Source organism: Sideroxydans sp., assembly GCF_054604835.1.
This window is the reverse complement of sequence record NZ_JBTSFG010000002.1, coordinates 440,043-461,013: the sequence shown is the minus strand read 5'-3', so window position 1 is coordinate 461,013 and position 20,971 is coordinate 440,043. Positions and strand designations below refer to the sequence as shown.

The window sequence follows — 20,971 nt, the reverse complement described above, 5'->3', positions numbered from 1 at the left end:
TATCAGGGCGATATGTCTCGTCGTTCGTTGCGCGGCTCCTTGCGCTTCATCCCGCTTAACGAATTTCTGAAACAACCGACCTGACAACACGAGCAACCTCTGTTCCACACAAATCATCCGCTTCACAGGTATGGCATTGCCCGTCCACGGGCTCACCCTGTTTGCGCAACTGCCCTTCCAGCACTTCGATGCGTTCCATCAGGCAGGCGATGGCGCGGCCTACCGGATCGGGGATAAGGTGGTGGTCGAGGTTGATGCCGTAGATGTTGTTCGAGTCCGCCTCTTCGGTACGCAGCACGATGCGGCCCGGGATACCGACCACGGTGCGATGTGCAGGCACGTCTTTCACCACCACCGAGTTGGCGCCCACACGCACGTTCTCGCCCAGCGTGATCGCGCCCAGTATCTTTGCGCCCGCACCGATCACCACGCCGTCGGCCAGTGTCGGATGTCGCTTGCCTTTGTTCCAGGTGGTACCGCCCAGCGTTACCCCGTGATACAGCGTGACGTCGTTGCCGATCTCGGCTGTCTCACCGATCACCACGCCCGCGCCGTGATCGATGAAGAAGCGGCGACCGATGTTGGCACCGGGATGGATGTCGATATTGGTGAGCAGACGTGCGAACCAGCCCAGCAGACGCGCCAGATAGCGCAGCTTCATGATCCACAGTTTGTGTGCGATGCGTTGCATCAGAATGGCATGCACGCCGGGATAGGTGGTCAGCACTTCGAAGCGCGAACGCGCGGCCGGATCGCGCTGGAACACGCAGCGCACATCCTCGCGCAGCAACTGCAACAGCGATGGCAGGGACGGCTTTTCAAGCTCAACGGTGGCGGTCATCGTATCGTTCATGTCGATCCCCTAGTGCGCCATCACGCCGGGCTCGCTGCGCCCGCCGTGATGTTGGCCGATGAACTTCTGGTAGATGAACAGCAGCTCCTGATCGGCCGGCGAACGCTTGGCGCGCTCGGCGAAGCTGCGGATATCCGGCAGCAGTGCGCGCGCTTCGGCCTGACTCAGGTTCAGCCCCATGTTGGCGTAGGCGGCGATGATGCCGTGCGCGCCGGAATGTTTGCCGAGCACCAGTTTGTGTGACCGACCGACTTCGACCGGGTCGTAACCCTGATAGGTGTCAGGATCTTTGAGCAGACCGTCGACGTGAATGCCCGCTTCATGCGTGAACACGCCCTCGCCCACCACGCTCTTCTGCCAGGGTACGGGGCGGCCCGAGGCGGCGGCGACCAGCTGCGACAGTTCGGTGAAATGTGTCAGGTCGATGCCGGTGTCCATGCCGTACAGTTTCTTCAGACCGAGTGCGACCTCTTCCAGCGGCGCATTGCCCGCGCGTTCGCCCAGTCCGTTCACTGTGGTGTTGATGTGCGTCGCGCCGGCCAACGCGGCGGCCAGACTGTTGGCAGTGGCCAGCCCAAGATCGTCGTGCGCATGCATCTCGATCTCCATGTCGCACACGCTGCGTATCGAGGAGATCACCTTGTGCACGCCGAACGGCTCCATCACGCCCAAGGTGTCGGCGAAGCGCAAGCGCTGCGCACCTGAGGCCTGCGCGATCTCGGCCACTTTCAGCAGGAATTCAGGATCAGCGCGCGAGGCATCCTCGCAGCCGACGATGACACTACAGCTCTGCTCACGTGCGAACGACACCATGTCCATGATGGTCTCCAGCACCCAGTCGCGGTCTCGTCCCAATTTTTTCTTGATGTGGATGTCCGACACCGGGATGGACAGGTCGAGCATGTGCACATCGACCTGTTCCGCGGCGAGGATGTCTTCCTTGTGCATGCGGCACCAGGCGATCAGTTTCGCGTTCAGGCCGAGTGCCGCCACGGCATTGATCGCATCGCGCTCCACCTCGCCCATGGCCGGGATGCCGACTTCCAGTTCCGGCACGCCGAGCGCATCGAGCTTGCGTGCGATGTCCAGTTTCTCCTCCAGCGTGAACGCCACCCCGGCGGTCTGTTCGCCGTCGCGCAGGGTGGTGTCATCGATGGTGATGAAGCGGGACACGGTATGCCTCTCAGTCCACGATTAAAAGGATGGCGCAGCTCATCCACATGGCGAACAGCGCGACGCCGACCTGCGTCGTCTCGTGTGTCTGCTTGATGGCTTTGCCCAGGGTCTTCATGCGTAAGTAGGCGCGAACGCCTCCTCTTTGGGGCCGTCACCTTCCCAGTATGGCGACAGCTTGCGCAGTTGCGCGATGATCTCCGGCACCACGGCGATGACGCGATCCACTTCGGCTTCGGTGCTATAACGCGACAACGAGAAGCGCACCGTGCCGTGTGCGGCGGTGTAGGGGATGCCCATCGCGCGCATCACGTGCGAAGGTTCCAGCGAACCGGAAGTACAGGCGGAACCGGAACTGGCCGCGATGCCGAACTTGTTCAGCAACAACAGGATCGCTTCGCCTTCGATGAACTCGAACGCGATGTTGCATGTGTTGGGCAGACGATCGTCCGGGTTGCCGGTGACGAAGGATCGCGGCACTTTGGCGAGGATGCCCGCTTCCAGTTTGTCGCGCAGGCGCTTCACCTCGGTGTTCTCGTGATGCATCGCTTCCATCGCCATCTCGGCAGCCTTGCCCAGGCCGACGATGGAGGTGGTGTTCTCGGTACCGGCACGACGGCCACGCTCCTGATGACCACCGCGCAACAGCGGACGGAAGCGCACACCGCGCTTCAGATACAGCACGCCGATGCCTTTAGGTGCATGCAATTTGTGACCGGACACGGACAGCATGTCGATCTTGGTGTCTTTCAGGTTCAGCGGCACTTTACCGACGGCTTGCACGGCATCGGTGTGGAACATCGCACCGGCCGCATTCGCCAGCTCGGCCATCTCGACCACAGGGAAGAAAGTACCAGTCTCGTTGTTGGCCCACATCACCGACACGACGGCCGTCTGGTCGCTGAGCAGCTTCTTGTACTCTGCCAGATTCAGACGACCCTTTTCATCCACGGGGAGGTAATGCACCTTGTAGCCGTCCTTCTCCAGCCAAGTGCACAGCGTGAGCACGGCAGGATGTTCGACCGTGGTGGTGATGATCTCCTTGCGTTCCGGTTGCGCTTTCAATGCCGACAGGATGGCAGTGGAATCCGACTCGGTGCCGCAGGAAGTGAAGATGATCTCGGAGTCATGTTCTGCACCGAGCAGCTCTTGCACTTGCATGCGTGCCTTCTTGATCGCCAGACCGACTTTGTTGCCGAAGCTGTGCATCGACGACGGATTGCCGAACTGCTCGGTGAAGTAAGGCAGCATGGCCTCAACCACCTTCTCATCCACACGGGTGGTGGCGTTGTTGTCGAAATAGATGCCTTCCATGTTCATCTCCTTACGGGTTGCAAGAGGCGCGGCTCAATGCCCCTGCCTTGGTCGGCACGATCTTGATGAACTCTTTCAGTTCTTCCATCAGCTTCTGTTGGATACCTTGCAGCGTCAGCGCTTCCATCTGGCAACCTGCACAGGCACCGGTCATGCTGACGTAGATGGTTTTGCCGTCCACATCGAGCAGTTCGATGTCGCCGCCGTCGCGTTTCAGTTGCGGCCGCACCGATTCCAGCACTGCTTCGATCTTCTTGATGCGCTGCAGATTGGTCATGCCGACAGGCTTGGCCTCTTCCTTGGCAGGTGTGCCGGGCTTGAAGCTTTCGCCGCGCTCCGCCATCACCTTCACCAGGATCTCCTCGATGCCTTCGTGGCAGGAGGAACAACCGCCGCCCGCTTTGGTGTAGTTGGTCACGTCCTCCACACTGCATAGTTCATTGGCGCGGATGGTGTCTTCGATCATCACCGCGTCGATGGCAAAGCATTTGCAGATCAGCGCACCTTCTTCGTGATCGTCGCTCCACACTTCACCTCGATAGTTGGCGATAGCGGCTTGCAGTGCTTCGCGTCCCATCACCGAGCAGTGCATCTTTTCCGGCGGCAGACCGTCGAGGTAGTCGGCGATGTCCTGGTTGCTCACCTTGAGCGCCTCGTCCAGCGTCTTGCCCTTGACCATCTCGGTCAGCGCGGAAGAAGAAGCGATGGCCGAGCCGCAACCGAAGGTCTGGAAATGCGCATCGAGGATGATGTCCGTCTCCGGCTCCACCTTGAGCATCAGACGCAGCGCGTCACCGCAGGAGATCGAGCCGACATCGCCCACACCGTTGGCGTCTTCCAGCACACCGGCGTTGCGCGGTTGGAAGAAGTGTTCTTTGACTTTTTCAGAGTAGTCCCACATGGCTGTCCCCTTATGCTGAGAATGAAGAGCCGCACGCGCAGCTGGCGCTGGCGTTCGGATTTTCGAATTTGAAACCACTGCCGGTCAGGCTTTCCACGTAGTCCACCGTCACACCTTCCAGCAAGGGAGCGGACAGCGGATCGACCAGCAGAGTGACGCCGCCGATCGCAACGACGACATCGTCTTCGCTCTTGGCTTCTTCCAGCGACATGCCGTACTGGAATCCGGAACAGCCGCCGCCGGAGATGGCGATGCGCAATCCGGCGACCGGCTCGGCCGCGCCTTTGATGAACCGTTCCACAGCGGTGACGGCGGTTGGGGTGAGGGTGATCATTGTCTGGCTCCTTGATTGGTTACTTACGACCTATCAAGTGCAAGCTGTGTGCCAGCCCGCGCCAAAATGTTAATTCACTGTTTTATATGGGAGATATTTTGCAGATGCGCTCTACCCTGCTGTATGGAACAAGACGGGAGGGGGGGCTTGTAGCGTTTGCGACAAGACCCGCACGGACATAGTTTGTCGTGCGTGGATCGTTGTCTTGCTTGGGGGGATGATAGGTTTTGAAGAAAGACCGACCAACTTGAATTGGTCGGAGCGAGAGGATTCGAACCTCCGACCCCTGCGTCCCGAACGCAGTGCTCTACCAGGCTGAGCCACGCTCCGAAGTGATGCTGAACTACCTTGCTGCTAAAACTGTCGCGTTGCCGCGAAGCGCGCCAATTCTAACAGAGCGCGTTTGAATTGAGTATCCGCCAAAGCAGAAATCGCGGCACATCCCGCCTCGGCTTCCTGCAACGCCTGTTGCCGCGTGAACTCCAAAGCACCGGTCGTCTGGATGATGGCCTGCACTTCCGGCAGACGCGCTACGTCGCCCTCTTCGATGGCGGCACGCACCACGGCAGCCTGCTCGGGCGTGCCGTGCTGCATGGCGTGGATCAGCGGCAGCGTCGGTTTGCCTTCGGCCAGATCGTCGCCCAGATGTTTGCCGGTCTGCGCCTCATCGGCGGAGTAGTCCAGCACGTCGTCGATCAACTGGAAGGCCGTACCCAAGTGCATACCGTATTTCGCGGCGGCAGCTTCTTCCGCTGCCGATGCCTTGCCGAGGATGGCGCCCAGACGCATCGCCGCCTCGAACAGTTTGGCCGTCTTGCAATGGATGACGCGCATGTAGTTGGCCACATCCACATCGGCATCGTGGCAGTTGAGCAGTTGCAGCACCTCACCCTCGGCGATCACGTTGGTCGCGTCGGCCAACACTTCCATCACGCGCATCTCGCCCGTTTCCACCATCATCTGGAACGCACGCGAATAAAGGAAGTCGCCCACCAGCACGCTGGCGGCATTGCCGAACAAGGCATTGGCGGTCTCGCGGCCACGGCGCAGTTCGGATTCATCCACCACATCGTCGTGCAACAGGGTCGCGGTGTGGATGAACTCCACCACCGCCGCCAGATCATGGTGATGTGTGCCCTTGTAGCCGAAAGCCTGTGCGGACATCAGCACCAGCGCAGGGCGCAAGCGCTTGCCACCACTGTTGACGATGTATTCGCCGACCTGATTGACCAGCACCACTTCGGAATGCAGGCGTGCGCGGATCACCGCATCGACCGCGGCCATGTCCGGCGCAAGCAACTCTTTCAGACTATCCAAGGATCTCCCCTATCGGAACCGGCGCGTAGCGCGCTCTCTAAGTTTGGGCGCGCATTCTCTCATAAATGCCCCGTTCGGCGCCGCATCAGGTGCAGGCCGATGCCCACCCCGAGGACGCTCAATGCCACCACATACCAGGCCGGCACCTGCGCCCCCAGCACCGGCAGCAGCAGACTGACCAGCACCGGCGTCATGCCGCCGAACACGGCGTAGGCCACGTTGTAGGAGAAGGACAGACCGGAAAAACGCACGGCGGGCGGGAACTGCATCACGGCGGCGCTGGGTACCACACCGATCACGCCGACGAAGAATCCGTTCAGGGCGTACCACATATATAAGTGTTCCGTGCCGCTCGCCAGTTGCTGGTAGAGCAGCCATGAGGTCGCGCCCAATGCCACACAGCCGTAGGCGAGTACGCGCCCCGCGCCGTAGCGGTCGGCCAGCGCGCCGAACACGACGCAGCCTATGGTGAGCGCCAAGGTGGCGAAGCTATTGGCGGTGAGCGCGGTGGCGCCGGGAATGGCGAACAACTTCTGCATCAGGGTCGGCGTCATCAAGATCATCACCACCACGGCAGCGGATAACAGCCAGGTCATGAGCATGGTGAGCACCACGGCCGGGCGGTGTGCGCGCACCACTTTCTTCAGCGGCAATTCATCGGCCAATTCTTGACGGGCCTGCATCTCTTTGAACACCGGCGTCTCTTGCAGGTATTGGCGCAGCCACACGGCGAGCAGGCCGAACACGCCGCCGAGGATGAACGGCACGCGCCAGCCTTCGGCCAGCAGTGCGGCAGGATCGTAGGCATGATTGACCGCCGTCGCCACCAGCGAGCCGAGCAGGATGCCGCCGGTCAATCCGGCGGTGAGCGTGCCGCAGGCGAAACCGACGTGGCGTGGCGGCACATGCTCAGCCACGAACACCCAGGCACCCGGCACCTCACCGCCGATGGCCGCGCCCTGCAACACGCGCAAGGCCAGCAACAGCAACGGTGCGGCGATACCCAATGTGGCATAGGTGGGCAGCAGACCGATGAGCAAAGTCGGCACCGCCATCAGCAGGATGCTGAGCATGAACATGCGCTTGCGGCCGAACAGGTCGCCGAAGTGCGCCATGATGATGCCGCCCAGCGGACGCGCCAGATAGCCGGCGGCGAAGATGCCGAAGGTCTGTACCTGACGCAGCCAGTCCGGCATGTCGGGCGGGAAGAACAGTTGCGAGATGGCCGCCGCGAAGAACACGAAGATGACGAAGTCGTAGAACTCCAGCGCGCCGCCCAGCGCGGCCAGCGTCAGCGTGCGGTAATCATTGCGCGTCAGGCTGGACACGTTTCCTCCGCAAGGCATACAGCAGGTTCACCTTGATCGTCACCCACAGCGCATAGATGGCCAGCGGCGCATCGATCAGGTAATCCCACAGGTTGGTCGATTCGAGCACGTTGAAGCTCCAGCCGGTCGCGGCCAGCGCGAACACCAGCGGCAGCAGATAGAGACCGCGCCGCATCAGCCACAGCGCGAGCAGCGCCAGCATCAGCAACAGACCGACACCGCCATAGCCGGAGCGGTAAGGATCGAGCGAGCCCAGTCCCAGCGCGAACGGATACAGTAGCAAGGCCAGTACTGCGAGGAAGCCAAGCAGAGCGCTGCGCTCGCGCGCATCCCACGGCGGTGTCACCTTGAACAATCGTGCATACACCGCGACCGACAACAGCAGCATGCTGGTGATGCTCAGATCGCCCACCATGCCGCGCAGCCAGATCGCCAGCGACCAGCCCGCAACGGGGAACATCACCACTACATAACCCAGCCCCGCCAGCAATGCGCGGCGTTTGCCGTCGAGGCGCTGCGCATAGGGCAGACGCAAGGCGAACAGCAACCACACCAGCGCCAAACCGCTCAATCCCATCCAGTCGGTGAACAGCATCACTTGTCTCCCTTCGCGTCCAGCCGATTCTTCAGCCAGCGTGCGTCGATGCGCACATGTTTGATGAAGGTGCGGTTCCAGGTGTAAGCCAGATGGATGTCGCCGTTGCGCGTCTGGATCATATAAGGATAGGAGAACTCGAAATGGCAGCTACCGCCGCTCACCACCTTGGGTCGGGCCGACTCGACATAGGGCGCGAGAATTTCCGCGTCCGCCTTGCGCAGCAAGGGGTCGCTGCTGCGCAACAACATCTCGGTGACGCCCAGACAGTCACCTTCCGACATCTCCTTGTTGCGCAGCACGTTCATCTCTTCCAGCCGGTGCAGTTCATGCCAGCTTGTGCCGCCGTCCTCCGACAATTGCAGACTCAACGATTCGCGGCCGTGCTCCTGATCGTTCAACACCGCCAGCAAGCGGCCGTCTTCCAGCGCCAGTGCGGCCAGCGCGGCATCGGGATTGCGCATGGAATTCTTGTGCGGTGCTGCCCAGTGACGTCCGCCGTCCCCGCTCGCCATCACCACCACACGCTTATCCGCGTCCTTGCCGGAATAGCGATTGAGCACCAAGGCCTCTTTCTCATTGCGCACCAGCACCACCGGCTGCAGCGTGCCCTGTCCGCCCGCTGCCAGACGCTGTTTGTCGATCACCTTGCCGGAATGGTCCAGACGCAGGATCTCGGAGAACTTGCTGATGAACTCGTGATACACCGGCAGGCCCATGGTGCCGTCGGCGTAGAAGAACGGCGCGCCCTTCACCAGTGTGCTGATGTTGATGAACGGCGAGGTGACCAGTCGGCGCGGCGCGCTCCAGCTTTCACCTTCATCATTCGAGGTCATCAAGGTGATGGAACTGCCCGCCCAACCGCCCAGCGATACCGTCACATAGAACAGCCACAGCTCGCCGTTCGCTGCGCGCACCGCCACCGGATTGCCGACCTTGGCGATGTAGCGATGCAAGCCGAGTTGTGTGCTCTTGCGTCCCGCCACTTCCTGCTCGCGCCACCAAGTGTTCGCGGTCGGATCGTAGATGGCGCTGTTGATGGTGACATCCGCAGCGCCTTCGCGACTGCCGGAGAACCAGAACGCGCGCAGACGGCCGTCCTTCAGCTCCACCAGCGAGGCGGCATGGGTGGAGGTGTGCTGGCGGCTGGAGACCAGATGCGCTTCCAGTTTGCCCATCACCACGCGCGGCTGCGGCGGCTCCGCGCGGCGACCGCGATAGCGTTTCACCGGCGCGGGTGCCGGTTCGGCATCCAGCACCACCGGTTCCGGCAGGCGGAAATCAAAACCCAGTTGCCAGCTGGCGGCCTTGGACAATGCCAAAGTGAACGCCGCCAGCACGAACGCCAGTAAAGCGAGGCGCTTATATTTCCCCATCAACGACACCCTTCCTCATTCTGTATTCCCTCTCCGTTACCTGCCGGTGCGCGCAACAGCCATTCGCGCACGAACAGTTGCTGCATCACGTCGCCGCCCAGCATGGCTTTGATCTCTTCATCGTTATGCCGGCCGCGGATCTCCAGACGCGAGCCGACCACTTCACATTCCGCACAGGGCTCGTCCTGCAAGGGCAACTGCACAGCGAACAGCGCATAGCGCGCTTTCAACTCATCCACCGGGACCGGCGGCTGCGCATGGTAACCGTGAATGCGCGCAGCGGGCAGCAGGAATCGATAGTCCTCCCAGCTGGCGCGAAAATCACACGGCACCCACACATCCTTATCCTGCGTCGCCTGTTGTGCGGTGTCATCGTAGCGTCCCGCCGCGCTGTCGAAGGGGCGCAGGAACATGGCGAGCACGAGCAAGGTCAGCAAGGCCACGACAGTGCTCAAGCCGCGCGTCCAGCGTGATGCATAAAGCGCCAACGCAACCAGCAACAGGGTGACCAAAAGCACCGACCAGAACACCGTGTCGTACAAGCCGGCCATCTGCGCTTCCAGGTTGTACGCGAGCCAGCCGAACAGGGCGAGCGCCGCGACGGAAAGCAGCAGGCTGGCGACGAACGCCGCGCGCGGGATGCGCTGCCAGTTCAAGGCCAGCAGCAAGGCCACGCCCGGCATGGCATCCAGCAGATAGCGCGCAGAACGCTGGCTGGGAATGGCGAAGATCACGAACAACACGATCATCCACATCCACAACAGGCGCTCGTCGTCGTTCATGCGGTAGCGGCGTTGCCACGCGACCACGAACAATGCGATCACCGGGAAGGCGAGCAGGCCCGCATTGAGCGGATAGCCGAGCAGCAGCACCCACACGCTGCTGCCGCCCCACAACAATTTCGCCCAGTAGCTGCCGCCGTGCGGGTCGAACTTGCCGGCGTTCTCGCCCAACACGAACTCCTGCCACACCGCCTGCGGATCGGGATCGAGCGCGAACCACAACGCGAACAGACCCAGCGCAACGACGCCGACGATCACCAGCTTCGTCACATCGTGCAGCAGGAAGGGCCGCAAGCGATAACGGCGCTGGTACAGATACCACCAGGTCAGCGCGATGCCGACCGGCGCGAGCAGCGCGAACGATTTATACAGCAGGCCGATGCCGGTGAAGATGCCGAGCAACAGCGGCACGGCGAAGCGTGAATCGAAGGCGCGCTCGCGCCAGTACAGCAAAGTGAAGAAGGGCAGGAACAGCCAGAACGTCTCGGCCGGGTTGACCAGATAGGGACGCCCGAAACGATAGGTGCTGAAGAAGGCAAGGAAGACCAGCGCGGCGATGGCCCCCACCGCGCATTCGCCGCCCAGCTTGCGCCCGAGCAGGAACACCAGCCAAGCGGTGAGCAGGGTGTAGATCACGCTCGGGTAACGCAGATGCCAGCGGTCCCATTCCGTCGCCCATTCAGTGGAGACGATGCCCTGCCAGAACAACAGCGGCGGTTTGGTGTTGCGCATGTGATCGAGATTCGATTGCAGCGGCAGCCAGTCGCCGCTCAGCGCGGTGAGGCGGGTGATATGCGCATACACGTTCTCGTCGCCGTTGCGCGGGATGTGCAGACCGTCCAGCGCGTAGAAGTAGACGAACACGGCCAGTGCCACCGCCGCCAGATATTGCAGCGGACGCGATTCGGCAACATGTCTCATCGTGTCGCGCAACATGTCAGTTCTTGCGTTCTCGCAGCGCAGCGGCCTTGAACTTGAGACGGCCGAAGGTCCAGATGTCGTTGAGCAGGAAGTTCACCACGCTGGTGACGCCGATGGCGATGAAGTTCGCGATCAGGTAATAGACATGCGGTGCCAGCAGATTGGTGAACATGAACTGCAAGGCGATGCTCACGCCGCAGGCCAGCGTGTATTGCCCGAACTGCACCAGCCAGGGACGGTGATGCAACTCGACACGGTCCTTCCATGTCCACAGCCGGTTCCAGAAGAAATTATTCAGCGTCGCAAGGAAGATCGCCACCGACAGCGAGGCATTGAGCAGCAGCCAATCCACCTGCCCGGCCACACTCTGCACTTGGAAGACATGCTCCTGCATGACATACAGCGCGCCCTGATTGACCACGATGCCGGAGACGCCGACGGTGCCAAACTTGAGGAAGCGGACCGAGAACAGGCGTCGCAGCAGCGACGCCGTGCGCATGCGCAGCTTGAACGGCGTCATGCGGCAGGCTGCTCCTGCAGCAACGCGCGCGCCCGTTCCAGCACTTGCGTCGGCGTGATGCGCTTCAGACACTGGTTGTCGCCGTCGCACGGCGAGTTGCGGTGGTTGTATGCCGTCAGACAGGGCGAACAGGACAACGCTGTGTACAGGCAATGGATGTTGGGTGCGAGCGGACTGTACAGCGCGGGCGTCTCCGGCCCGAAGAACACCAGCGTGGGCAGCGATGTCAGCGCTGCGAACTGGCCCGGTCCGCCGTCGTTGGTCACCAGCAGCGCTGCGCGCTGGAACACAGCCAGCAGATGACGCACGTTGCGCGTATAGCCGGTCAGATCGATGCAATGGTCATGCTGGCAATGCGCCACGATGCGTTTGGCCAGCGGCTTGGCATCGGGCAGGCCGATCAGTCCCACCGCGTAGCCCTCGCGCAGCAGGGTATAGCACAGTTGTTCGTAGTATTCGGGCGGCCAGGCGCGGATGGGCAGGATGCCGCCGTCAGGATAGACCAGCACCAGCTTCTTGCCTGACAGCACAGGAAAATCTTTTTCCAGTTGCGCGATCTCGCGCGCCACTTCGCCTTCCTCGAACTGCAGCAGTGGCGGTGCGCCGACTGCACCGGGTGCGCGTTTGGCGAGAGGACGGCCGCTGCATTCGATGGCCTCGACCATGGTCAGGAACTGTTGCGACAGATGCTGGTAGGGGTTGTACATCACCTTGCGGTTCATGAACGAGCCGCGATACAGACCTTCCTGCGTGTGCGCCTCGAAACCGACACGTACCTTGGCACCGGACAGGTAGGAGAAGATGCTGCTGATGCGCGTGAACAGTTCGCAGTCGATCACCACATCGAAGTCCAGCGCGCGCATCTTGCGGATCGCCTTCAGGCTGTCTCCGGCCAGATCGCCCAGCGCCTTGTCGTTGAGGGTGATGACGTTCTCCCTGGGCATCACGCCTTGCAGGTCGAGCACTTCGCGGTTCTTGCGGAACATCAGCATGTACAGCTCGGCACCGGGATAGCGGCGTTTGAGTTCAGCGAACATGGGCTGCGCCAGCACCAGACTGCCCATCTCGGACAGCAGCACGATCAGGATGCGCTTGGGTTGGGATACCACGACAGGCGCGACGAACGCCGACTTCAATCGCTCATAGAGCGACAAGGCTACGCAGATGGGTACTCCGGCCAGCCGGTCGACGGCTCTCTGGAAATCGATATTCAATGGATGGTCCCATGCTTGAAAAAAGACCGAATGCGGCATGACCAGCATTCGGCGCCACACGATTATCGGCTAAAGCGCCATCCCGGACAAGCGAGCAGGCTGCTGAAAAACGTAGCGAGGATGGGCAGATGCAAGGCGCACGGCGCGCAGGAACCGGAATGTACAAAGTACATGAGGATTCCGAGCACCGCGCAACGCGGCAGATGACCACCGCAGTAGTTTTCCAGCAGTCTGCCGGGGCCCGACTGTTCGCGCCTTCTTACTTGGTGTAAATTGCCGCGCATGGAAGCAACCACCACATCCCCGCAAACGACCCAGCCCCCCGCCTTCCTTGGCAATTACCGCATCCTTCGCAAGATAGGCCACGGTGCGACCAGCGAAGTGTTCCTGGGGTTCGATCCGTTCAGCAAACGCGAAGTCGCGATCAAGGTCATCAAACAGTCCTTCCTCGAAGACACGCGCAATGGTCGCCAGAACCGCAAACACCTGCAGAACGAGGCCGCGCTGTCCGGCACGCTGAACCACCCGCACATCGTCGACATGTATGAGGCGGTGATCGCCGACGACATCAGTTATATCGCGATGGAGTTTGTGCCCGGCGGCACACTGGAACAGCACATCCATTCCGATAACCTGCTGCCGCTGGATGCCGTGGTGGCGCGCATGTACGAATGCTGCCGCGCGCTCAACTATGCGCAATACAACGGCGTCATCCACCGCGACATCAAGCCCGCCAACCTGCTACTGACCGCGGACGGCCAGGTCAAAATATCCGACCTGGGTGCCGCGGTGCGCATGGACATCGAACAGACGCAGAGCAACGTCGGCTCGCCCAACTACATGTCGCCGGAACAGGTTCGTGGCGAATCGCTGTCGCACCTGACCGACATCTACTCACTGGGAGTGGTGATGTACCGCCTGCTCACCGGCCATTCGCCCTACAGCCCGAAGAATCTGGCGCATCTGTACCAGCAGATCATGAACGAGATGCCGCCCATGCCCACCTCGCTGCGCAAGGACCTGCCGCCGCAGCTGGAACGCATCGTGATGCGCGCCCTGCAGAAGAATCCGGCGGACCGTTATGCCAGCTGGCGCGAGTTCGGCGACGAACTGGCCGCACTCGGCCATTTCGAGAAGAGCGACCTCGAGGTGGCCGAGAACGAGAAGTACAAGATCTTGCGCAAGATGAAGTTCTTCAGCGACTTCAGTGACCTGGAGCTGTGGGAAGTGCTGCGCATCGCCGAATGGCATAAACAGCCCGAGAAGACCGTTCTGATGCGCGAGAACGAGATGAGCGATGCCATCTATTTCATCATCGACGGCAGCGTCAGCGTCACGCGCGGCACACGGCTATTGATCGCCCTGCGCGGCGGCGACTGCTGCGGCGAGATGGCCTACATCCGCGGCAAACAACTGCCGCGCTCGGCCACGGTCACCGCCAACACCGAGATATCAGTGATGAAGCTCGACCCGCAACAGATGGTGCAACTTTCCGACAGCTGCCAGAGCCATTTCAATCAGGCCTTCCTTTACGTGCTCGCCGAACGCCTGCGTCTGGCCGACGAGCGCATCTCGCGTCTGGTCAGTTAGAATCGCGCCCTTTCAAAGGAGGAGCAAGTCATGGCACAAAAGACCATCATACAAACACCCGACGCACCCGCCGCCATCGGCACTTACTCGCAAGCGGTGCGTGTCAACGACACCGTCTACCTGTCCGGCCAGATCGGCCTCGACCCGATCAGCATGCAGATGGTGGATGGCATCGAAGAACAGATCCACCGTGTGTTCCAAAACCTGCGCGCGGTCGCCAATGCTGCCGGCGGCAGCCTGGACGACGTGGTCAAGCTCAACATCTTCCTGACCGACCTGATCCACTTCGCCAAGGTCAACGAGATCATGGCAAGCTACTTCCGCCAGCCCTACCCGGCACGCGCCGCCGTCGGTGTCGCCACCCTGCCGCGCGGCGCGCTGGTGGAAGCGGACGGGGTGCTCGTGCTGCAGGATTGAGCCAGCCGCTGAAAATCGCGCCGGCCACGCTGGCCAAACTGGCCAAGCTCGGCATCCATCACCGCGCCGACCTGCTGCTGCACCTGCCCCTGCGCTACGAAGACGAGACCCACCTCACTCCCATCGCCCAAGCATTGCCGGGCGAGACGGTACAGGTGCAGGGCGAGGTCACGCATTGCGAAGTGATGTTCCGCCCGCGCCGCACACTGGTGTGCCGCATCCAGCAGGGTGACGAAGAACTCATCCTGCGCTTCCTCAACTTCTATCCCAGCCAGCAGAAACAACTCGCCGTCGGCAAGACCATACGCGCCATCGGCGAAGTGCGCGGCGGTTTCTTCGGGCTGGAGATGGTGCATCCGAAATGTAGATCGGTGGACGACGACACGCCGCTGCCGCAGAGCCTGTCGCCGGTTTATCCCACCACCGCAGGGCTGTCGCAGACCGTGTTGAGCAAACTGATAGGCAACGCGCTGGAGAGCATCCCGCTCAGTGATACCTTGCCGGCGCCTCTGATCAAGCGATTGAATCTGGCCGACTTCGCCGACAGCTTGCGCCTGCTGCACAGCCCGACACCCGATATTTCCGCCAGCACATTGGAGTCGCGCAGCCACGCCGCCTGGCGACGCATCAAGTTCGACGAGTTGCTGGCGCAGCAACTGTCGATGCGTGTGCATCACCGCGAACGCAGCAACCGCATCGCTCCCGCCCTGCCCGCACACGACAAGCTCACGCATGCCCTGCTCGACAAGCTGCCGTTCCGGCTCACCGGTGCGCAGCAAAAAGTATGGCGCGAGATCGCGCACGACCTGTCGCAATCACACCCGATGCAGCGCCTGCTGCTGGGCGACGTCGGCAGCGGCAAGACCATCATCGCAGCGCTGGCCGCCTTGCAGGCGATAGAGAACGGCTATCAGGTCGCCTTCATGGCGCCGACCGAGATACTGGCCGAGCAGCATTATCTGAAGCTGCGCGAATGGCTGGCACCGCTCGGCATAGAACCGGTGTGGCTGTCTGGCAGCTTGAAGAAGAAGGTGAAGACCGAGGCCGCCGCGCGCATCTCATCGGGCGACACCCTGCTCGCCATCGGCACGCACGCGCTGTTCCAGAAGGATGTCGAGTTCCACAAGCTCGGCCTCGCCCTCATCGATGAACAGCACAAGTTCGGCGTGCAGCAACGGCTGGCTTTGCGCAACAAGGGCAAGGAACCGCACCAGCTGATGATGAGCGCGACGCCCATCCCTCGCACGCTGGCCATGAGCTACTACGCCGATCTTGACGTGTCGGTGATCGATGAACTGCCGCCGGGGCGCACACCCATCGTCACCAAACTGGTGAGCGACGCGCGACGCGAGGAAGTGTTCGAGCGCGTGCGCCAAGCCTGCCTCGTCGGCCGGCAGGCGTATTGGGTCTGCCCGCTGATCGACGAGAGCGAAGCGCTGCAATTGCAGACCGCACTGGACACGCATGCCACGCTGACCGAGACTTTCCCAGAGCTGCGCATCGGCCTCGCCCACAGCAAGTTGAACAGCGAGGAGAAAGCCGCCACCATGGCCGCCTTCAAATCAGGCGAACTGCAACTTCTGGTCGCCACCACGGTGATCGAGGTCGGCGTGGACGTGCCCAACGCCAGCCTGATGGTGATCGACCACGCCGAGCGCATGGGACTGGCGCAACTGCACCAGTTGCGCGGACGCGTCGGACGCGGCGCGGCGGAGAGCATGTGCGTGCTGCTGTTCCAGCAGCCGCTGTCGGAACTGGCGCGCGAACGCCTGCGTGTCATCTACGAGAACACGGACGGCTTCGTCATCGCTCAGCAGGACTTACAATTGCGCGGCCCCGGCGAACTGCTGGGCGCGCGCCAGAGCGGCGTGGCGATGCTGCGCTTCGCCGACATCAGCGAAGACGAAGAATTGCTGGAAGCAGCGCGCGACATCGCTGACGAACTGCTGCGCGACCACCCGGAAGCGGCACGCTCACACTTACAAAGATGGATGGCGAACAAGCATGACTTCCTGCAAGTCTGATCCCTACTGGAACGGCAGCGCACTGGGCTGCGGCGCGGATTTGCGCCCGTGGCTGAACGACCACGGCTCGCTCACGCAACGCATCCAGCAGCGCTGCATGCAGTTCGCCGTACAGCCGGTGCGCAGCGGGCTGGCGCGCATCGCCTACGATGAAGCTTCCGTGCTGGGCATCGCACCGCATCAGTTCGCCTATTCACGCGAAGTGTTCCTGCATGCCGACGGCAAACCGGTGGTGTTCGCGCACAGCGCCTGTCACGCCGACGATCTGCGCGGCGCATGGCAAGCCATGAAGGGATTAGGCAACCGCTCGCTCGGCAGCCTGCTGTTCACCCATCCGCTGGTCGTGCGCCATCCGCTGCATTTCGCCGCCCTGCGCCCGCACCACCCGCTCTATCAAAGTGCCGTCACCGGTCTATCCGCCCGCCCGGAAAGATTGTGGGCGCGCCGTTCCCTGTTCACCCTGCACGGCGCACCGCTGCTGGTGACCGAGGTTTTTCTGCCCGAGATATTGAAGCTCAAGCTCTGAGTCGCTCGGGTAAAATCCCGGCATGGACCTGAAACAACGCCTCTCGCTCTACATCCAGCTCACCCGCCTGAATCGCCCTATCGGCATCCTGCTGTTGCTGTGGCCGACCTTGTGGGCCGTGTGGATCGCGGGTGCGGGCAGTCCCTCATTGCTCATCATCTTCATATTTACGCTGGGCACGGTGCTGATGCGTTCCGCCGGATGTGCCATCAATGACTATGCCGACCGTCACATCGACCTGCATGTAGAGCGCACCCAGCATCGCCCGCTCACCAGCGGCAAGGTGAGCGAACGCGAGACTGTGTGGCTGGCGGTGATACTGGCGCTGCTAGCCTTCGCGCTCATCCTGCCGCTCAACCCGCTCACATGGCTGCTCGCTTTCCCTGCCGTTTTCCTCGCCGGCAGCTACCCGTTCACCAAACGCTTCTTCGCCATCCCGCAAGCCTACCTCGGCATCGCCTTCGGCTTCGGCATCCCCATGGCCTTCGCCGCACAGATCGGCCATGTGCCGCCGGTAGCCTGGGTGCTGCTGCTCGCCAACGTGTTCTGGGCTATCGCCTACGACACCGAATACGCGATGGTGGACCGTGATGACGACATCCATCTCGGCATCCATTCCTCGGCATTGCTGTTCGGTAGTTTCGATGTGGCAGCAGTGATGACGTGCTACGCCATCACGCTGATCCTGCTGGCGCTGGCCGGCGTGATGGCCGGGCTGGGTGGGGTCTACTTCGTCGGACTGCTCGTTGCAGCGGGTATCGCGCTACACCACTACACGCTCATCAAGGACAGACAACGCGAGCAATGCTTCGCAGCCTTCCTGCACAACAACTGGCTTGGTGCGGCGGTGTTTGTGGGGGTGGCGGGGGATTATCTGCTCGCTTGAGCCGCTCACATGGTTCCTGCCTGCAGCCTCAACTGCTCCAGATCGCACCTTCCTGCTCCATGTCCGCACCACCAAGGCCAGCGGCCCATTCCGGAAAATTCTCCGGTCTCCAGATACGTTCGTAGAGCACCTGCCAGTTACAGGAGACGCGGACACTGAGGGTACGGCTCTCCAGCATGCTCACTCTTCCAGCAGACTCCTGAGCATCCACGCATTTTTCTCATGCACTTCCATACGCGCTGACAAGAGGTCTACGGTGGGCTGGTCGCCCGCTTTCTCGGCGATGGGCAGCACTTCCCGCGCGGTGCGCGCGACGGTCTCCTGACCATCCACCAGCTGACGGATCATCTCTTTCGCGCTAGGTACACCGTCGCTTTCCTTGATGCTGGTCAGCGCGGCGAACTGCTTGTAGCTGCCCGGCGCCGGGAAACCCAGTGTGCGGATACGTTCGGCCACCAGGTCGACGGCGTTCCAGGTCTCTGTGTATTGCGTCATGAACATGAGGTGCAAAGTCTGGAACATGGGACCTGTCACGTTCCAGTGGAAGTTGTGCGTCTTGAGATACAGCGTGTAGGTGTCGGCCAGCATGCGACTGAGACCGTCGGCGATCTTCTTGCGATCCTTGTCGTTGATGCCGATGTTGATGGCGACGGGTTTGTTCTTGCTCATGATGGTTCTCCTTCAAACATTGGTTGATGGATGGTGCGTCATGTGGCTGCACCGATGATGTTACTCCTTTGCCCCGGGAAGCGGACTTTCCGCCACTGCCGGCAAAGGGTGTCCGACCTGCTTGCTCATCTCGTTGCGTTCGGCGGCGTAGCGCCCGGTGAGCACGAAGCCGGTCATGCACTGTTCCACATCGAGGAAAGCCATCTTCACGCCGTCGCTGTTGGCGCGCAGTTGCCAGGAACCGACCGCATCGCGCGCCACCGGCAACACCGCAACAGGATGCGCGGGTGTCTTGACCACCACCGGCATGGCGGGAAATACCACCGGTGTCTCGCACCCGGAAAGCGTCTTCGCCAGTGCGCGCGCCGCGTGCATGATGGGTAGCACGAAGGGTTGCACTTTCCCGTCGATCTCGGCGCAATCGCCCAACGCAAAGATGGCCGGGTCGCTGCTGCGCAGGTATGCATCCACCTTGATGCCGCGATTCACTTCCAAGCCTGCCGCCTGCGCCAATGCGATGCGCGGGCGCAAGCCCACTGCGGATATCACCAGACCGGTTTGCAGTTGCGTGCCATCCGCCAGCGTCAGGGTATAGCCATTCTCGCGACGATCCACGCGGCTGACCGAGGTACCGAAATGCCAATCCACACCGATCGCCGCAAGGGGGGCGAGCAACTGCTTGCCCGCCTGTTCCGGCATCAGGCTGGCGAGCGGATACGGACCGGGATCGATGACACTGACTTTGTAACCGGTTGTCGCCCAGTCGTTGGCGAATTCGCAGCCGATGAGTCCGCCGCCCATGATGGTGATGTGCCCCACCCCCTGCACGGACTTGCGCAACTGTGCGTAGTCAGCGATGTCGTTGACCGACATCACCGCATCAGCAGCATCACCCTGCACCGGGATGCGGATGGGGTCGGCTCCCAGTGCGATCACTAACCTGTCGTATGCCAGCTCGCCCGCACTGGTAGCCAGCTTTTTGTTCGTGCGGTCGATAGCATGCACCTCGGTCTCCGCCAGCAGCGTGATGCCGAGTTGCGCGGCCATCTCCGCCGCGCGCGTCAGCACCAGTCCGGCGGCATCCTTACCTTGCGCATAGGCATTGGAGAGCATGGGCTTGGAGTAGTAATCGCCGCTGTCGCGCGTGACCAGCGTGACCGGGATATCTCGATCCAGTTTGCGCAGTTCACGGATGACGGAGTAACCCGCCAGGCCGCTTCCTAATACGACGATTGGTTTCATGCTCATCTCTCCTTTACTTGTTTAGCGGGCTGAAAAACGTAGCGAGGATGGTCAGATGCAAGGCGCGCGGCACACAGCGACGAAGACATACCGATTGGGTAGGCTAGGAAGCGAGCACCGCGCAACGCCGCAGATGACCACCACAGTAGTTTTGCAGCCCGCTAAACCTCGATCATCTCGAAGTCGGCCTTCGCCACTCCGCAATCCGGGCAAGCCCAGTTCTCGGGGATGTCCGCCCATTTTGTACCGGGCTTGATGCCTTCTTCGGGCAAACCCTGAGTCTCGTCGTAGATGAATCCGCACACCACACATTGCCAAACTTTCATGTCGTTCTCCTTAAATTATCTAGTTGCTATCAAGCCGTGACCTTCGCCAACTGGGCGCGGTATTGGTTGGCATGGCGTTCTTCCACTTTGGCCAGTGCCGCGAAGCGCTTGGCCGCTTTTGCCAGGGTGGCCTTGAACATCTCGGCGTGTTCCTTCGATTCATCGATCTGCTGCTTGATCTCGACCGTGGCGGCATCGTGACCTTCCTGCTGCGCGGTCTTGAGGAAGCCGGGGTACATCTCTGTGTACTCGTAGGTCTCGCCTTCGATGGCCATCTGCAGGCAGCGCTCGGTGGTCATCTCCGACTTCGGATACAGCAGGTCGAGATGGCCCAGCGCGTGCATCACTTCCTGCGCGGCGGTCTCTTCGAACACGCGGGCGACTTCCTCGTTGCCTTCGGCGCGGGCGATGGCGGCGAAGTAGCGGTATTTGGTGTGTGCCATCGACTCGCCGGCAAAAGCCGCTTCGAGATTTGCATGGGTCTTGATGTCAGGTCTTTGCATGGTGTTCTCCTTGGTTGGTAGTCGGGTGGCGTCCTGGCCACGGGTGCAATGTAGGCCTATCTGAGTCATCAATCCAATTGATTGTTCAAAGTAAGTTGATTTACTATGCAAATCACATACGCGGTCATTCCGGCGCAGGCCGGAATGACCGCTCAACAGG

20 protein-coding genes, 1 tRNA gene and 1 pseudogene are annotated in these 20,971 nt (G+C 61.5%); 5 read left to right on the top strand and 17 right to left on the bottom strand.

What is annotated here, in order from left to right:
* Window positions 1-55 precede the first annotated feature (55 nt).
* The 13 genes and pseudogenes from cysE to ACYCZ5_RS05535 all read right to left on the bottom strand — a co-directional run bounded on the left by cysE (window position 56) and on the right by ACYCZ5_RS05535 (window position 12,628).
* Entirely contained in the window at window positions 56-853 is a 798-nt protein-coding gene (gene cysE, locus ACYCZ5_RS05595) for a serine O-acetyltransferase (protein WP_461543796.1), read from the bottom strand.
* Window positions 854-862: 9 nt separating this feature from the next.
* Window positions 863-2,026 (bottom strand): homocitrate synthase, encoded by a 1,164-nt coding sequence (nifV, locus tag ACYCZ5_RS05590; protein WP_461543795.1) that lies wholly within the window; start codon window positions 2,024-2,026, stop codon window positions 863-865.
* 114 nt (window positions 2,027-2,140) lie between these two features.
* The gene (gene nifS / locus ACYCZ5_RS05585) at window positions 2,141-3,340 is read right to left on the bottom strand and encodes a cysteine desulfurase NifS (RefSeq protein WP_461543794.1); all 1,200 of its coding nucleotides are present in this window, start codon (window positions 3,338-3,340) and stop codon (window positions 2,141-2,143) included.
* A gap of 10 nt (window positions 3,341-3,350) precedes the next feature.
* Entirely contained in the window at window positions 3,351-4,241 is an 891-nt protein-coding gene (gene nifU, locus ACYCZ5_RS05580) for a Fe-S cluster assembly protein NifU (protein ID WP_461543793.1), read from the bottom strand.
* A 10-nt stretch (window positions 4,242-4,251) separates the two neighbouring features.
* Window positions 4,252-4,578: pseudogene (locus ACYCZ5_RS05575) on the bottom strand (HesB/IscA family protein); the annotation flags it as partial.
* Between the two features lie 250 nt (window positions 4,579-4,828).
* Window positions 4,829-4,905: transfer RNA gene (locus ACYCZ5_RS05570), tRNA-Pro, on the bottom strand.
* Between the two features lie 24 nt (window positions 4,906-4,929).
* Window positions 4,930-5,892, bottom strand: coding sequence for an octaprenyl diphosphate synthase (gene ispB, locus ACYCZ5_RS05565; RefSeq protein ID WP_461543792.1), 963 nt, complete (start codon window positions 5,890-5,892; stop codon window positions 4,930-4,932).
* A gap of 59 nt (window positions 5,893-5,951) precedes the next feature.
* Entirely contained in the window at window positions 5,952-7,220 is a 1,269-nt protein-coding gene (locus ACYCZ5_RS05560) for an MFS transporter (RefSeq protein ID WP_461543791.1), read from the bottom strand.
* Window positions 7,198-7,815 carry a hypothetical protein gene (locus ACYCZ5_RS05555; protein ID WP_461543790.1) on the bottom strand — a complete coding sequence of 206 codons (618 nt, stop codon included), beginning with the start codon at window positions 7,813-7,815 and terminating at the stop codon, window positions 7,198-7,200. Before ACYCZ5_RS05555 ends, ACYCZ5_RS05560 begins: the two co-directional genes overlap by 23 nt.
* Complete coding sequence (locus ACYCZ5_RS05550; RefSeq protein ID WP_461543789.1) at window positions 7,815-9,191, bottom strand: sialidase family protein; 1,377 nt, start codon at window positions 9,189-9,191, stop codon at window positions 7,815-7,817. Before ACYCZ5_RS05550 ends, ACYCZ5_RS05555 begins: the two co-directional genes overlap by 1 nt.
* On the bottom strand, window positions 9,191-10,894 hold the full coding sequence (locus ACYCZ5_RS05545; RefSeq protein WP_461543788.1) for an ArnT family glycosyltransferase: 1,704 nt from the start codon (window positions 10,892-10,894) through the stop codon (window positions 9,191-9,193). The genes ACYCZ5_RS05550 and ACYCZ5_RS05545 overlap by 1 nt, the downstream gene beginning before the upstream one ends.
* Window positions 10,895-10,910: 16 nt before the next feature.
* The gene (locus tag ACYCZ5_RS05540) at window positions 10,911-11,414 is read right to left on the bottom strand and encodes a GtrA family protein (protein ID WP_461543787.1); all 504 of its coding nucleotides are present in this window, start codon (window positions 11,412-11,414) and stop codon (window positions 10,911-10,913) included.
* Window positions 11,411-12,628 carry a glycosyltransferase family 9 protein gene (locus ACYCZ5_RS05535; protein WP_461543786.1) on the bottom strand — a complete coding sequence of 406 codons (1,218 nt, stop codon included), beginning with the start codon at window positions 12,626-12,628 and terminating at the stop codon, window positions 11,411-11,413. The genes ACYCZ5_RS05540 and ACYCZ5_RS05535 overlap by 4 nt, the downstream gene beginning before the upstream one ends.
* 282 nt (window positions 12,629-12,910) lie before the next feature.
* Here ACYCZ5_RS05535 and ACYCZ5_RS05530 point away from each other — a divergent pair, with 282 nt between their 5' ends.
* From ACYCZ5_RS05530 to ubiA, 5 genes are read left to right on the top strand one after another with little or no spacing between them, the layout of a single operon-like run.
* Window positions 12,911-14,218 (top strand): protein kinase domain-containing protein, encoded by a 1,308-nt coding sequence (locus tag ACYCZ5_RS05530; RefSeq protein ID WP_461543785.1) that lies wholly within the window; start codon window positions 12,911-12,913, stop codon window positions 14,216-14,218.
* 30 nt (window positions 14,219-14,248) lie between these two features.
* On the top strand, window positions 14,249-14,635 hold the full coding sequence (locus tag ACYCZ5_RS05525) for a RidA family protein (protein ID WP_459718305.1): 387 nt from the start codon (window positions 14,249-14,251) through the stop codon (window positions 14,633-14,635).
* Complete coding sequence (gene recG, locus ACYCZ5_RS05520) at window positions 14,632-16,659, top strand: ATP-dependent DNA helicase RecG (RefSeq protein WP_461543784.1); 2,028 nt, start codon at window positions 14,632-14,634, stop codon at window positions 16,657-16,659. The genes ACYCZ5_RS05525 and recG overlap by 4 nt, the downstream gene beginning before the upstream one ends.
* Complete coding sequence (locus tag ACYCZ5_RS05515; RefSeq protein WP_461543783.1) at window positions 16,640-17,185, top strand: chorismate--pyruvate lyase family protein; 546 nt, start codon at window positions 16,640-16,642, stop codon at window positions 17,183-17,185. Before recG ends, ACYCZ5_RS05515 begins: the two co-directional genes overlap by 20 nt.
* Before the next feature lie 22 nt (window positions 17,186-17,207).
* On the top strand, window positions 17,208-18,071 hold the full coding sequence (ubiA, locus tag ACYCZ5_RS05510) for a 4-hydroxybenzoate octaprenyltransferase (RefSeq protein WP_461543782.1): 864 nt from the start codon (window positions 17,208-17,210) through the stop codon (window positions 18,069-18,071).
* A 180-nt stretch (window positions 18,072-18,251) separates the two neighbouring features.
* Here ubiA and ACYCZ5_RS05505 read toward each other — a convergent pair whose 3' ends face one another.
* The 4 genes from ACYCZ5_RS05505 to ACYCZ5_RS05490 form a co-directional block, all read right to left on the bottom strand.
* Window positions 18,252-18,740, bottom strand: a complete 489-nt coding sequence (locus ACYCZ5_RS05505; RefSeq protein WP_461543781.1) for a Dps family protein — start codon at window positions 18,738-18,740, stop codon at window positions 18,252-18,254.
* Between the two features lie 60 nt (window positions 18,741-18,800).
* Window positions 18,801-19,982, bottom strand: coding sequence for an FAD-dependent oxidoreductase (locus ACYCZ5_RS05500; protein WP_461543780.1), 1,182 nt, complete (start codon window positions 19,980-19,982; stop codon window positions 18,801-18,803).
* 161 nt (window positions 19,983-20,143) lie between these two features.
* A complete protein-coding gene (locus ACYCZ5_RS05495) occupies window positions 20,144-20,308 on the bottom strand; it encodes a rubredoxin (RefSeq protein ID WP_461543779.1) in 165 nt (54 codons plus the stop codon).
* A 29-nt stretch (window positions 20,309-20,337) separates the two neighbouring features.
* Entirely contained in the window at window positions 20,338-20,811 is a 474-nt protein-coding gene (locus ACYCZ5_RS05490; protein ID WP_461543778.1) for a rubrerythrin family protein, read from the bottom strand.
* Window positions 20,812-20,971: the final 160 nt, after the last annotated feature.